This is a genomic window from Citrobacter sp. RHBSTW-01044, assembly GCF_013781945.1.
GTDB classification, from domain to species: Bacteria; Pseudomonadota; Gammaproteobacteria; order Enterobacterales; family Enterobacteriaceae; genus Citrobacter; species Citrobacter braakii.
Window position 1 is genome coordinate 2,641,867 of sequence record NZ_CP056180.1, and the last position, 12,531, is coordinate 2,654,397.

Genomic DNA, 12,531 nt, shown 5'->3' on the forward strand with positions numbered 1-12,531 from the left:
CTGAATTATATTTTTATGTCAATTTAGCGTGGAAATTATATGATTTTCAAGAACCCATTTAACTTAAGTGGTTGATATGAGCATTCTGTGGCCTTCAATATCCAAACGACGGAAGTTCACGCCATAAGCCGCAGACAGATTGGCCGGCGTTAGTACCGTATCACGAGCACCACTGGCAAGCAGCTTCCCGCGTTTGAGGAGCCAGGCCTTGTGCGCATGACGTAAGGTATGATTAAGGTCATGGCTGCTCATTACAATCGCGATGCCCTGCAAACACAGCTGACCCAGCATCCGGTCCAGCGCATTTTGTTGCGCCACGTCCAGGCTGTTCATCGGCTCATCCAGCAGCAAAAGCTGGCCGAATGGATTCGCTTGTGGGCAAATCTGCAGGATAACCGCAGCCAGGCGCACGCGCTGCCACTCACCGCCGGAGAGCTGATTCACGCTGCGTCCCAGCTTATCCCCAAGCCCAAGCGCATCGGCGACTTCCTGTAACAGATCGGTGCGTGCTTTATCGGGTTGATGCAGCGTCAGAAAATGCCAGACCGGCATCGCAAACGGCGGGTTTTGCTGTTGCGCAAGATAAGCGCGATATTGCGCCAGCTTTGCTGCCGGCCATTCATCCAATGACACATCATCAAAGGTGATGCTGCCCTTTCCGGTCGTCAGCCCCGCCATTCGCGCCAACAGCGTGCTCTTTCCTGCGCCGTTAGGCCCCACTAAATGCAGGATCTCCCCTGCTTTTATCTCACCAGAAAGCGGGCCGAGTCGGGTCGATTCTGCTACGTCCTGTAGCTGCATCAATCGAGACATTAGTTTGCCAGCGCCATCTTGATGGATTGCACCAGAACAGGATCCTCAGGCGTCATATCGGGTGAAAATCGTTGCAGTACCTGACCATCCCTACCCACTAAAAACTTCTCGAAATTCCACAGAATATCGTCCGGGTAGAGCGGCGCCCGACCTTTACTCGCCATTCGCTCATAGAATCCACTATCCGCAGGCGCAACGGCGGTTGGCGCGGCATCAATCAGTTTCTGATACAGCGGATGGCGTCCCTCGCCGTTGACCTCAATTTTGCTGAACATCGGGAAGGTAACGCCCCAGGTGGTACTGCAGTACGTTTTTATTTCCTCTTCACTGCCCGGCTCCTGGCCCAGAAACTGGTTGCAAGGGAACCCAAGAACGGTAAAGCCCTGCTGATGCCAGGCTTTCTGCAGATTCTCCAGTTGCTCATATTGCGGCGTTAGCCCACATTTTGAAGCAACGTTGACGATTAACAGCACATTTCCGGCATACGGCTGCAGTGAGGTAACCTCGCCGTCGATGGTCGTCACGTCTGTATCGAGGATAGTGTTTTGCATAGCATCTCCAGAACAACAGGTGGATTTTCAGTTTTTAATCATAGACCGAATCAACGCGTTCTAGCGCGCGGCTTTTAACAATAGCCAGATAAATACCGGTGCGCCCATGGTGGCCGTCACCACGCCAATTGGCAGCTCAGCCGAGGCCAGCACCAGACGCGCGACAACATCAGCCAACAGTAACACGATAGCGCCAGCCAACGCGCAGCCCGGCAGTAACACGCGATGATCGGTTAAGCCGCACAGCCGCAGAATATGTGGGATCACAAGCCCAATAAAGCCAATCGCTCCCGCCAGAGCCACGCTTACGCCAACCATCCAGCCCGTGGCGACCACCAGCAGGTTGCGCCAGAACCATAATGGCAATCCCAACTGACGTGCAGAAGTCTCCCCCAGCGCCAGCATATTCATCGGCTGCGACTGACAGCAGATCCACACCAGCACCGGAATCAACGCCACCATGAGCCAGGCCTGATGCCAGTCAACGCCGCCAAAGCCCCCCATCATCCAGTACATTAGCTGTCGCAAATCAAAAGAAGTGGAGAAGTAGATGGCCCATGTCATCAGCGCGCTACAGATAATGCCCAGCGCCACCCCCGCCAACAGCAGGCGGCTGGTAGACAAATGACGGCGGGCAAAACGGAGCAGAATAAGCGTGATAATCAGCGCCCCTGCGATGGCGCATAAACCCAACGCCCAGCCAGGGAGCTGCCCCTGCCCCAGCAGCACCGCCGCGATGAGCCCGACTCCCGCGCCATTCGACACGCCCAGTAATCCAGGCTCTGCGAGCGGGTTTTCAAAGAGAGCTTGCATCACTGCGCCAGATAAGGCCAACGCAGCGCCTACCAGCAAAACGGCGAGGGTACGGGGAAATCGGATTTGCCAGACGAACAGATCGCCGCGGGCGCTGAACCAGTCGCCGGGGGCGATCCACTGTTCTCCTGCGCATAAGCTAATCACGAGCATGACCAATAGCAACAGCGATAAAGTGCCTAACCAGTATCGGTCTCGCCGACGTTGTAATTGTGCAAAAGGTTGCATGTTTATACTTTTTTTATGGGTTATCTCATTAATTTTACGATGAAAGCAAAAAACATGGAAGGAAGCTCTACCGCAAATGAGGCAATGGCCCAAAACAGCATGAACCTTAGACTTTTGCATAATGCAATGCTGGCAGCAATACCAGGTAGAAGCTGTCATTATTAATATCGCCCCTGAGATTAAATAAATAACCACAATCGGACAAGATGTCCGGTTGCAGAAGTTTTGTGTGATTGTCTTCTCATCAATACGTAAATATATTGTGTAGTCTTCGTATCATCATAACACCCTCAGGAATTATCTTATGGATATAATTCTTTCGCTTATTGCCGGCGCAATTATTGGTTTCATATTTACATTAATAAAACTCCCCATTCCAGCCCCTGCTGCCTGGCCTGGTGTATTTGGTATCATCGGTGTACTTAGTGGTAATCAGATCTTTAATTATTTATTCAACAAATAAATTCATTCACCAAAGAAATTAACGTATAGACAAAATAAACTTATTACATGGACCTCTCATCACATTCATGAAAAGTGAGGATTAGATGCCCTGTCGTTACAAAAAACAGCGTCTTCGCTATATTTTAACACTACTCAAAAAACAAGGAAGTGTAAAAATATCATCTCTTGTTAAGGTACTTGATGTTACGGAAAGAACACTCCGCCGCGACATCAATGACCTCGTAAAAACAGGACATGTCCGCTCATGCTATGGAGGTGCTGTATATAATCACGACAATGAATTCCCATTATATGAGAACAACTCTCTTTATTTGCACCAAAACATCATCATTAACCAATCAAAGATCGAACGAGAAATATCAATGAACGAAAACAGTGGGAAAGTTTACATTCTGGGTTCATTTAATACCGACTTAGTCTATCGGCTTCACCGTTTTCCTATTTCAGGGGAAACCACGCGCGCGCTTTTTTCCTGTTGTTTACCCGGAGGGAAAGGCAGCAACCAGGCGATAGCATCCGCACAAGCCAATGCTCGCACTTATTTTACAGTCAAATTAGGTGAAGATGAGTTTTCAACCAAAGCCCAGCATTTTTTAAATGGCGTAGGATTAGAAAAACTAACCATCTTTACCAAAAATGATGCACCAACCGGCAGTGCCGTAGTGATGATATCCGAAGAGGCTGGCGATAATGTAATCGTTATTAATCCAGGGGCTAATCAGGAAATAACGAGTGAAGAAATTATATCCTGTTATGACGAGATTGGCACCGCCAATGTTTTTTTGACGCAGATGGAAAACAATCCTGACGCTACAGCTCAAGCTATTAAGTTCGCACATGCCGCTGGGGTGATGACAATCCTGAATCCAGCACCATGGCGTAAGGAAGTGACAGAGCTTCTCCGCTGGACACACATCCTGACCCCAAACCTCACAGAAGCAGAGGCGATAATTGGCAAGGCTATTCGTACGCCAGACGATATTCGTCAGGCCGCCGAAACCATGCACCAAATGGGACCACAATATATTCTAATTACGTTAGGCAAAGATGGGTGCTGGTTATTTGATGGTTCTACTCACCAACAGTTCCCGGCATATCCCGCCGTTAATATTGATACCTCCGGCGCCGGTGATGCATTTAATGGTGCACTCGCTGCACGACTTGCCTGTGGAGAAAATATTGCCAACGCAATTCATTACGCCTGTGTATTTGCAGCACTGGCCGTAGAGCGTGAAGGTGCAGCCAATATGCCATCCCATGAACTCGTATTAAAACGATTAGCTTGTAATAAATACTGATATTAACCCACCACCAAAATAGGGATATGGAATGAAAAAAATCGCCTTCGGGGCTTTATTATCGTGCGTAGCTTTTTCCTCATTAGCTGAACAACAATACGGCTGGGGGAATATACATTTTGACTATCAATCCTGGGATGCCGGTGTTAAAGACCTCGAATATGAACAAGCCTTAATTGGTATTGAGGGAGGTATTGGTTTTGATTGGGGTGAAATGTACGGTTTTTATGATTTTGAAAACATTCTAGATGACGAGGGAAATCAGGGGCAGACTGCGAATGGTGAAATCCATACCTACCTCTGGAAAACAGGTGCCAGCTTATTTACAAAAGTCTATAATTCGCAAAGCCCCAATTTTAAAGAGACGAATCAATTTATTGGGCTTGGCTATACCGACCTGAAAGGCGATGGATGGTGGTTTAAACCCTGGATTGCTCGTCAGTACATTACCGCGCACAGTAATTTTGGCCCAGCTTATGATATTAATGGACTCAATGGTTTCTCAATCGGATGGAACGCTGGCTATGCTTTCAATCTTCTCAACCAGGACTTCTTACTGTCCAATTGGAATGAAATAGAACTTGACCGTAATGATGACTATACCGCTAACAATCATGGTAGCAATGGTTTAAACGGCGGCCTGAATATTACCTGGAAAATCATGCCTCATATATCCACCACATTAATGTATCGATACTTTTATAACAAACTTGGTGCGGATGGATATGGCGATATTCTCATTTATCGACTGGCCTACGACTTCTAACTTAAGGAACATTAACGATGTTAAGTATCCACTGGCCTGAATTAACTTCAGCGCAGCGTATTGCCTTAATTACGCCACCTAAGTATGGCAAAGTACCTATCGTTATTGACAGCGATACCTACAATGAAATTGACGATCAGATGGCCATTGCCTGGGCATTCTTACACCCGGAGCGCCTCGATCTGCAAGCTGTTTACGCCGCTCCGTTTACCAACCACTATTTTGGTAAAGAGGGCTCGCACACATATGTTGACGATCCCGCAGTAGGCATGCAACTGAGCGTCGATGAGATCTATCGCGTATTTAACAAACTCCCCCGCCGCGAAAACATACCGCAAATATTCCAGGGTTCAACACGCTATCTGAAAGATAGCAACCAGCCGGAGATGTCAGCAGCAGTACAGGATTTGATTAACCGGGCAAGAACGGCTGAGCAAACATTACATGTACTCGCAATCGCCGCGCCGACCAATATCGCTAACGCACTGCTCCTCGCGCCGGACATCGTCACAAAGATTCATGTCATCTGGCTTGGGGGTAACAGTTATGCCTGGAAAGATAATCATGAATTCAACCTGATGCAGGACATTGCGGCGAGTCGGGTACTTTTTGATAGTGGCGTAGCGCTCACCCAAATCCCCTGCTTTGGCGTGGCTAACACTATGGCCTCATCGGTCCCAGAGATGCAGTACTATTTTGCAGAGACCAGCCGCATTGGTAGCTACTTTGCTGAAATTGCCCCGCGATGCCCCTGGATTGGTTTTGCATCCCGCAAAGTCATTTGGGATATCACTACGGTTGGCTATGTCCTGAATCCTGACTGGTTCACCTGTGAATACCGTACATCCCCTTTGATCAATGACAATCTGAGCTGGAGTTTTGATAACCGCCGTCACGTCATTCAGGTCGCAAAATTTATTGAACGGGATGCTCTCTTTAAAGATCTTTTCCGTAGCATCATTGATGCCGATGAGGGATAAACCATGCAGATACTCATCGTCATACTTGGCATTGTTGTCCTGTTACTCGTTGCCTGGCTATGTTCAGAAAATCGCAAAGCTATCCGGTTTCGCAATGTTGGCGGCGCCTTTGCAATCCAGGCTCTTTTTGCTGCATTTATCCTGTATGTCCCCTTAGGGGAAAAAATCTTACTCGCCATATCAAACAGTCTGTCAGGCATGCTGAACTATTCGTCGGAAGGGATTAACTTTCTCTTCGGTAATCTCGGACAGTTCAAAATGGGGTTTGTATTTGCCGTGCATGTTCTGCCGATTATCATTTTTATGTCAGCATTGTTCTCCGTGCTGTACTACCTGGGCATCATGCAGTGGATTATCCGCCTCATCGGTACGGGTATCCATAAACTGCTGCGCACCAGCCCGGCAGAATCCATGGCTGCAACGGCCAATATTTTTGCGGGCAATACTGACGTCTTCGTCCTGATGAAGCCTTATGCGCCACGCATGACGCGCTCAGAACTGTTTGCCCTCATGACAGGTGGTGTTGCCTCTATCGCAGGCTCAGTGCTGGTTGGCTATGCCAGTATGGGGATCGAAATTCGCTATCTGGTAGCCGCCTCTTTTATGTCAGCGCCAGGCGGTCTGTTAATGGCGAAAATGCTGTTTCCAGAAACGGAACCCGAAAACACTGCCGACGTGTCAGGCGATATGCTTGGTCAAGATGAAAAGCCTATCAACATCGTTGAAGCGGCTACAAATGGCGCGACTATCGGGCTGAAGCTCGCCGCTAACGTGGGGGCAATGCTTCTGGCACTGATTGCATTAATTGCTATGGTGAACGGCTTGTTGGGCTGGTTTTGTAGCTTTTTCGGCTATGGTAACGTCACGCTACAATTTATCTTTAGTTACCTCTTTGCTCCGGTTGCCTGGCTGTTGGGCATTCCCACTAACGAAGTCTTGCAAATTGGCAGCCTGTTAGGTCAAAAATTGGTGTTGAATGAGTTCGTCGCGTATACCAGCTTTATTCCAATGAAAGACCAACTGTCGGAATATTCGCAGATAATAACGATCATGGCGCTGGCTGGGTTTGCCAATTTGTCCTCTCCTGCCGCATTGATTGGCGTACTGGGGGGGATTGTGCCGGGGAAAAAAAGTTTCATTGCTAAAATGGGGCTTAAAGTGATCCTGGCGGGCACGTTGTCTAACCTGCTGAGCGCAGCACTGACCGGGCTGTTTTTCCTTCTGGCCCACTAAGAAAAAAGGCCGCATTCGCGGCCTTTTTAGTTAGTTCAGATTACTCTTCTTTCGGCGTTGCGTTTTCAACCCGGCTTTTTAACTTCTGTCCGGGTCTGAAGGTCACCACGCGCCGTGCTGTAATGGGAATATCTTCGCCCGTTTTCGGATTACGGCCCGGACGTTGATTCTTATCACGCAGATCGAAGTTACCAAAACCAGAGAGTTTTACCTGCTCACCATTTTCCAGAGCACGACGGATCTCTTCGAAAAACAGCTCGACCAGTTCTTTGGCATCCCGCTTGCTAAGCCCAAGCTTATCAAACAGATATTCTGACATTTCAGCTTTTGTAAGCGCCATAGGTTCAATCCCTCAATGATGCCTGGAATCGCTCTTTTAATGCCTCTACACATTTGGCGACGGTAGCGGCAATCTCCTCTTCTTCAAGTGTACGGCTGGTATCCTGAAGGATCAGGCTGATAGCGAGGCTCTTATAACCCTCCGCAACACCCTTACCGCGGTACACGTCAAACAAGTTTACGCCAACTACCTGATTTACGCCAACTTTCTTACATTCGGATAAAATATCCGCAGCGGGAACGTTTTCTGCCACAACGACCGCGATGTCGCGACGGTTCGCCGGGAAGCGAGAAACTTCACGCGCCTGAGGCACCACGCGGTCTGCGAGCTTGTTCCACTCCAGTTCAAACACCAGAGTGCGACCGTTCAGATCCAGTTTACGTTCCAGTTCAGGATGAACAACCCCAATGAAACCAATGCGTTCACCTTTCAGATAAATCGCCGCAGACTGCCCCGGATGCAGGGCTGGATTCGCTTCAGCTTTGAACTGAATATCCGCCAGCTTGCCGGTCAGGTCGAGAACCGCTTCCAGATCGCCTTTCAGATCATAGAAATCAACGGTCTCTTTTGCCAGATTCCAGTGTTCATCATGACGGTTACCGCAGATCGCACCTGCCAGCATCAGATCCTGACGGATCCCGAGATTAGCCTGCATGTCCGGTACGAAACGTAAACCCGTTTCGAAAATACGCACGCGGTTTTGCTGACGATTCTGGTTGTACACTACCGTAGACAGCAAGCCGGTCCACAGGGATAAACGCATTGCCGACATATCAATCGAGATTGGGCTTGGCAGCAGCAGCGCTTCTTCACCCGGGTGCAGCAGCGCCTGGACTTTCGGGTCGACAAAGCTGTAGGTAATAACTTCCTGGTAGCCTTTGTCATTCAGCATGGTTTTTACGCGTTTCAGCGACAAATCCGCTTCACGATGCGTACCCATGATAAGACCCGCCTGAATTGGCGTATTCGGGATATTGTCATAACCGTATACGCGGGCGACTTCTTCGACCAGGTCTTCTTCGATCTCCATATCGAAACGCCAGCTCGGTGCTACCGCTTTCCACTCATCTTGCCCTTCCGTGACATCACAACCCAGACGGCGCAGAATATCGCTCACCTGCTCATCTGCAATATGGTGTCCGATCAGACGATCCAGTTTGCTACGGCGAAGCGTAATGGTTGCGCGTTTTGGCAGCGAGGCTTCGTTCGTCACGTCAATGATTGGACCCGCTTCGCCGCCGCAGATATCAATCAGCAGGCGCGTAGCACGCTCCATGGCTTTATGTTGCAGCGCCGGATCGACACCACGCTCATAGCGGTGAGAGGCATCGGTGTGCAGACCGTGACGACGTGCGCGACCGGTAATAGACAGCGGGCTGAAGAACGCGCATTCCAGCAGGACGTTTTGCGTTTCATCATTCACACCGGAGTGTTCGCCACCAAAGATGCCGCCCATTGCCAGCGCTTTGTTATGGTCCGCAATCACCAGCGTATCCGCATTCAGCTTCGCTTCACTGCCGTCCAGCAATACCAGGGTTTCACCTTCTTTTGCCATGCGGACAACAATCCCGCCTTCAATGCGGTCTTTGTCGAATGCGTGCATCGGCTGGCCCAATTCGAGCAGCACATAGTTAGTCACGTCAACCACGGCATCGATCGAGCGGATGCCGCAACGACGCAGTTTTTCTTTCATCCACAGCGGGGTTGGCGCTTTAACGTTAATGCCTTTCACCACGCGGCCCAGATAGCGTGGGCAGGCTTCCACCGCGTCGACCTGAATCGGCAGGACGTCGCTAATGGTTGCGGCTACTGGCGCTATTTCCGGCTCAACCAGAGGGGCTTTGTTCAGTACAGCAACGTCACGTGCCACACCGATAATGCCTAAGCAGTCGGCACGGTTCGGAGTGACGCTGATTTCGATAGTATTATCGTCAAGCTTCAGGTATTCACGGATATCGGTACCAATTGGTGCATCGACAGGCAGTTCGATAATACCGTTGTGATCGTCGGAAATGCCCAGCTCGGAGAACGAGCACAGCATGCCTTCAGACGGCTCACCGCGCAGTTTTGCGGCTTTGATTTTGAAATCGCCCGGCAGAACGGCACCAACGGTTGCTACAGCCACTTTCAGCCCTTGACGGCAGTTTGGCGCACCGCAGACGATATCCAGCAGGCGGTCGCCGCCGACATTCACCTTGGTGACGCGCAGTTTGTCAGCGTTCGGATGCTGAGCGCACTCAACCACTTCGCCCACCACAACGCCGTTGAACGCGCCAGAAACAGGATCCACACCGTCAACTTCCAGACCCGCCATCGTGATTTGGTTTGACAACGCATCGCTATCAATCGCCGGGTTTACCCATTCGCGTAACCACAGTTCACTGAATTTCATTGTTTTATCCTGCCTTTATTTAAACTGTTTGAGGAAACGCAGATCGTTTTCGAAGAAAGAACGCAGATCGGTTACGCCGTAACGCAGCATGGTCAGACGCTCCATACCCATACCGAATGCAAAGCCAGAGTAGATTTCCGGATCGATACCGACGTTACGCAGCACATTCGGATGAACCATTCCGCAACCCAATACTTCCAGCCATTTGCCATTTTTACCCATCACATCAACTTCCGCAGAAGGTTCGGTGAACGGGAAGTAGGAAGGACGGAAACGAACCTGCAGGTCTTCTTCAAAGAAGTTGCGCAGGAAATCGTGCAGCGTGCCTTTCAGGTTGGTGAAGTTGATGTTGGTATCAACAATCAGCCCTTCCATCTGATGGAACATTGGGGTGTGCGTCTGATCGTAGTCGTTACGATATACGCGACCCGGAGCGATAATACGGATCGGCGGCTGTTTTTCTTTCATAGTGCGGATCTGCACGCCGGAAGTCTGCGTGCGCAGCAGACGCGTCGCATCAAACCAGAAAGTGTCGTGGTCAGCGCGCGCCGGGTGATGGCCAGGAATGTTCAGCGCATCGAAGTTATGATAGTCATCTTCGATTTCCGGACCGGTCGCCACGGTAAAGCCCAGCTCACCAAAGAAACTTTCAATGCGATCGATAGTCCGCGTTACCGGATGCAAACCGCCGTTTTCGATACGACGCCCAGGCAAGGAGATATCGATCGTTTCTTCAGCCAGACGAGCATTCAGCGCGGCATTTTCTAATTCGGCTTTACGCGCGTTCAGCGCTTGCTGAACCTGCTCTTTGGCTTCGTTTATCACCGCACCTGCTGCCGGGCGCTCTTCTGCCGGCAGTTCACGCAGGGTAGTCATCTGAAGGGTCAGGTGCCCTTTCTTGCCCAAATATTCGACGCGGACATTGTCTAACGCGGCAACATCTGAAGCCTGGTTAATGGCGGCCGTTGCACTGGCAACCAGCTCTGCGAGATGTGACATGGTTTTCCTCGTTATGTTGCGATATTCACTAGTCGCTCGTATATACACAAAATCATTCTGGCTGAGTCAAGACAGCAGTAGAGCGCTAATCCTCAGACAAATATGTGACTGGGGTAAGCGACTGCAGCCAATGCAGAGGCAGCCTGAAGGATAACGTGTATAAAAAAAGCCTCCACCAGGGAGGCTTTTAGGCGCTGTTTTCCGTTTCTTCTTTCACGCGCAAGCCTCCTGAGTTCAGGTGCTAAAGTAAAAGAAGAAGCGGAAAATAGCAGCATTCATGCTTGCGTTACCTTGTGTGGTAAAAACCGGACAACCTTTATTGAAAAGGCTTACGGATAAATTGTCAACCAATTGATTGCACTACAAATAAAAGAGAGGGAGCCAGGCTCCCTCTTTTCACCGGCTTATGCCAGAGCTGCTTTCGCTTTTTCGACCAGAGCGGTGAACGCTACTTTGTCGAATACTGCGATGTCAGCCAGGATCTTACGGTCGATTTCAACAGAGGCTTTTTTCAGGCCGTTGATGAATTTGCTGTAAGAAATACCGTTCTGACGTGCTGCTGCGTTGATACGCGCAATCCACAGTTGACGGAACTGACGCTTTTTCTGACGACGGTCACGATAAGCGTACTGACCAGCTTTGATAACAGCCTGGAAGGCAACGCGGTATACGCGAGAACGCGCACCGTAGTAGCCTTTAGCTTGTTTCAAAATTTTCTTGTGACGTGCACGGGCAACTACACCACGTTTTACGCGAGCCATATGTGCTCTCCTGTATCTATATTCTTAGTAAAAAAATTAATTAAACGTTAACGGCTTATGCGTACGGCAGGCACGCGATAACCAGACCCAGATCGCCTTTAGAAACGAGGCCTTTTGGACGCAGGTGACGTTTACGCTTAGTAGATTTTTTGGTCAGAATATGACGCAGGTTTGCGTGCTTACGCTTAAATCCACCACCACCGGTTTTTTTGAAGCGCTTAGCAGCACCGCGTACGGTCTTAATTTTTGGCATTTTAATAACTTCCACTTCGCATTGTTAATAAACGAAACGTAGGCGAACAACGGCTGTGGAACCCGCAGGCTCCACAGACATTGCTACTTGAAGGCCTTACTGTTTCTTCTTAGGAGCGAGCACCATGATCATCTGGCGGCCTTCGATCTTCGTAGGGAAGGATTCGACTACTGCCAGTTCACTCAGATCGTCACGGACGCGGTTGAGCACTTCCATACCGATCTGTTGGTGGGCCATCTCACGACCGCGAAAACGCAGCGTGATCTTAGCCTTATCGCCATCTTCCAGAAAGCGTACCAGGCTGCGGAGTTTTACCTGGTAATCGCCATCGTCGGTGCCAGGACGGAATTTAATTTCCTTAACCTGGATAACTTTTTGCTTTTTCTTCTGTTCCTTAGAAGACTTACTCTTTTCATAAAGGAACTTGCCGTAGTCCATAATACGACAAACTGGCGGTTCGGCGTTAGGGCTGATTTCAACTAAATCTACTCCAGCTTCTTCAGCTTTTTCGATCGCTTCTCTCAGACTCACAATACCCAAAGCTTCGCCTTCCAGACCTGTTAAGCGAACTTCCAGGGCGCGAATCTCGCCATTGATACGATTCGGACGTGCCGTTTGAACTCGTTTTCCGCCTTTAAT

The 12,531-nt window shown here is 49.6% G+C and carries 15 protein-coding genes and 1 other annotated feature; of the genes, 5 read left to right on the forward strand and 10 right to left on the reverse strand.

Going from position 1 to position 12,531, the window contains the following annotated elements:
* Positions 1-63 precede the first annotated feature (63 nt).
* From btuD to btuC, 3 genes are read right to left on the reverse strand one after another with little or no spacing between them, the layout of a single operon-like run.
* The gene (btuD, locus tag HV352_RS12745) at positions 64-813 is read right to left on the reverse strand and encodes a vitamin B12 ABC transporter ATP-binding protein BtuD (RefSeq protein ID WP_181634797.1); all 750 of its coding nucleotides are present in this window, start codon (positions 811-813) and stop codon (positions 64-66) included.
* Complete coding sequence (locus HV352_RS12750; RefSeq protein WP_047500296.1) at positions 813-1,364, reverse strand: glutathione peroxidase; 552 nt, start codon at positions 1,362-1,364, stop codon at positions 813-815. Before HV352_RS12750 ends, btuD begins: the two co-directional genes overlap by 1 nt.
* A 60-nt stretch (positions 1,365-1,424) precedes the next feature.
* On the reverse strand, positions 1,425-2,405 hold the full coding sequence (btuC, locus tag HV352_RS12755; RefSeq protein ID WP_032931198.1) for a vitamin B12 ABC transporter permease BtuC: 981 nt from the start codon (positions 2,403-2,405) through the stop codon (positions 1,425-1,427).
* A gap of 304 nt (positions 2,406-2,709) precedes the next feature.
* Here btuC and HV352_RS12760 point away from each other — a divergent pair, with 304 nt between their 5' ends.
* The 5 genes from HV352_RS12760 to HV352_RS12780 all read left to right on the forward strand — a co-directional run bounded on the left by HV352_RS12760 (position 2,710) and on the right by HV352_RS12780 (position 7,147).
* Positions 2,710-2,868 carry a DUF1427 family protein gene (locus tag HV352_RS12760; protein ID WP_016152871.1) on the forward strand — a complete coding sequence of 53 codons (159 nt, stop codon included), beginning with the start codon at positions 2,710-2,712 and terminating at the stop codon, positions 2,866-2,868.
* A gap of 85 nt (positions 2,869-2,953) precedes the next feature.
* On the forward strand, positions 2,954-4,168 hold the full coding sequence (locus HV352_RS12765) for a PfkB family carbohydrate kinase (RefSeq protein WP_181634798.1): 1,215 nt from the start codon (positions 2,954-2,956) through the stop codon (positions 4,166-4,168).
* 31 nt (positions 4,169-4,199) lie between these two features.
* Positions 4,200-4,934: an outer membrane protein OmpK gene (locus tag HV352_RS12770; protein WP_016152869.1), complete on the forward strand. Its 735-nt coding sequence runs from the start codon at positions 4,200-4,202 to the stop codon at positions 4,932-4,934.
* A gap of 17 nt (positions 4,935-4,951) precedes the next feature.
* Positions 4,952-5,914 (forward strand): nucleoside hydrolase, encoded by a 963-nt coding sequence (locus tag HV352_RS12775; RefSeq protein WP_053389680.1) that lies wholly within the window; start codon positions 4,952-4,954, stop codon positions 5,912-5,914.
* A gap of 3 nt (positions 5,915-5,917) precedes the next feature.
* Positions 5,918-7,147, forward strand: coding sequence for a NupC/NupG family nucleoside CNT transporter (locus HV352_RS12780; RefSeq protein WP_181634799.1), 1,230 nt, complete (start codon positions 5,918-5,920; stop codon positions 7,145-7,147).
* 40 nt (positions 7,148-7,187) lie between these two features.
* Here the strand turns inward: HV352_RS12780 and ihfA are convergent, their stop codons facing one another.
* From ihfA to infC, 7 genes are all read right to left on the reverse strand, one after another.
* Positions 7,188-7,487, reverse strand: a complete 300-nt coding sequence (ihfA, locus tag HV352_RS12785) for an integration host factor subunit alpha (protein ID WP_003030571.1) — start codon at positions 7,485-7,487, stop codon at positions 7,188-7,190.
* Between the two features lie 4 nt (positions 7,488-7,491).
* Positions 7,492-9,879 carry a phenylalanine--tRNA ligase subunit beta gene (gene pheT, locus HV352_RS12790; RefSeq protein WP_181634800.1) on the reverse strand — a complete coding sequence of 796 codons (2,388 nt, stop codon included), beginning with the start codon at positions 9,877-9,879 and terminating at the stop codon, positions 7,492-7,494.
* Positions 9,880-9,894: 15 nt separating this feature from the next.
* Positions 9,895-10,878, reverse strand: a complete 984-nt coding sequence (gene pheS / locus HV352_RS12795; protein WP_016152865.1) for a phenylalanine--tRNA ligase subunit alpha — start codon at positions 10,876-10,878, stop codon at positions 9,895-9,897.
* 159 nt (positions 10,879-11,037) lie between these two features.
* Positions 11,038-11,162 (reverse strand) — a sequence feature (Phe leader region).
* Complete coding sequence (pheM, locus tag HV352_RS23590) at positions 11,113-11,157, reverse strand: pheST operon leader peptide PheM (RefSeq protein WP_001386830.1); 45 nt, start codon at positions 11,155-11,157, stop codon at positions 11,113-11,115. Its footprint overlaps the feature before it by 45 nt.
* A gap of 120 nt (positions 11,163-11,282) precedes the next feature.
* Positions 11,283-11,639 carry a 50S ribosomal protein L20 gene (gene rplT, locus HV352_RS12805; protein WP_003030578.1) on the reverse strand — a complete coding sequence of 119 codons (357 nt, stop codon included), beginning with the start codon at positions 11,637-11,639 and terminating at the stop codon, positions 11,283-11,285.
* Positions 11,640-11,694: 55 nt separating this feature from the next.
* A complete protein-coding gene (gene rpmI / locus HV352_RS12810; protein WP_003030583.1) occupies positions 11,695-11,892 on the reverse strand; it encodes a 50S ribosomal protein L35 in 198 nt (65 codons plus the stop codon).
* A gap of 96 nt (positions 11,893-11,988) precedes the next feature.
* Positions 11,989-12,531 carry a translation initiation factor IF-3 gene (gene infC / locus HV352_RS12815; protein WP_048997935.1) on the reverse strand — a complete coding sequence of 181 codons (543 nt, stop codon included), beginning with the start codon at positions 12,529-12,531 and terminating at the stop codon, positions 11,989-11,991.

What these genes read in the sequence shown, in the direction of transcription:
- HV352_RS12775 (WP_053389680.1), top strand. Translation starts at nt 4,952, where the DNA reads ATGTTAAGTATCCACTGGCCTGAATTAACTTCAGCGCAGCGTATTGCC.
- HV352_RS12770 (WP_016152869.1), top strand. Translation starts at nt 4,200, where the DNA reads ATGAAAAAAATCGCCTTCGGGGCTTTATTATCGTGCGTAGCTTTTTCC.
- HV352_RS12765 (WP_181634798.1), top strand. Translation starts at nt 2,954, where the DNA reads ATGCCCTGTCGTTACAAAAAACAGCGTCTTCGCTATATTTTAACACTA.
- pheT (WP_181634800.1), bottom strand. Translation starts at nt 9,879, where the DNA reads ATGAAATTCAGTGAACTGTGGTTACGCGAATGGGTAAACCCGGCGATT.
- ihfA (WP_003030571.1), bottom strand. Translation starts at nt 7,487, where the DNA reads ATGGCGCTTACAAAAGCTGAAATGTCAGAATATCTGTTTGATAAGCTT.
- btuD (WP_181634797.1), bottom strand. Translation starts at nt 813, where the DNA reads ATGTCTCGATTGATGCAGCTACAGGACGTAGCAGAATCGACCCGACTC.
- btuC (WP_032931198.1), bottom strand. Translation starts at nt 2,405, where the DNA reads ATGCAACCTTTTGCACAATTACAACGTCGGCGAGACCGATACTGGTTA.
- HV352_RS12750 (WP_047500296.1), bottom strand. Translation starts at nt 1,364, where the DNA reads ATGCAAAACACTATCCTCGATACAGACGTGACGACCATCGACGGCGAG.
- rplT (WP_003030578.1), bottom strand. Translation starts at nt 11,639, where the DNA reads ATGGCTCGCGTAAAACGTGGTGTAGTTGCCCGTGCACGTCACAAGAAA.
- rpmI (WP_003030583.1), bottom strand. Translation starts at nt 11,892, where the DNA reads ATGCCAAAAATTAAGACCGTACGCGGTGCTGCTAAGCGCTTCAAAAAA.
- HV352_RS12760 (WP_016152871.1), top strand. Translation starts at nt 2,710, where the DNA reads ATGGATATAATTCTTTCGCTTATTGCCGGCGCAATTATTGGTTTCATA.
- pheS (WP_016152865.1), bottom strand. Translation starts at nt 10,878, where the DNA reads ATGTCACATCTCGCAGAGCTGGTTGCCAGTGCAACGGCCGCCATTAAC.
- HV352_RS12780 (WP_181634799.1), top strand. Translation starts at nt 5,918, where the DNA reads ATGCAGATACTCATCGTCATACTTGGCATTGTTGTCCTGTTACTCGTT.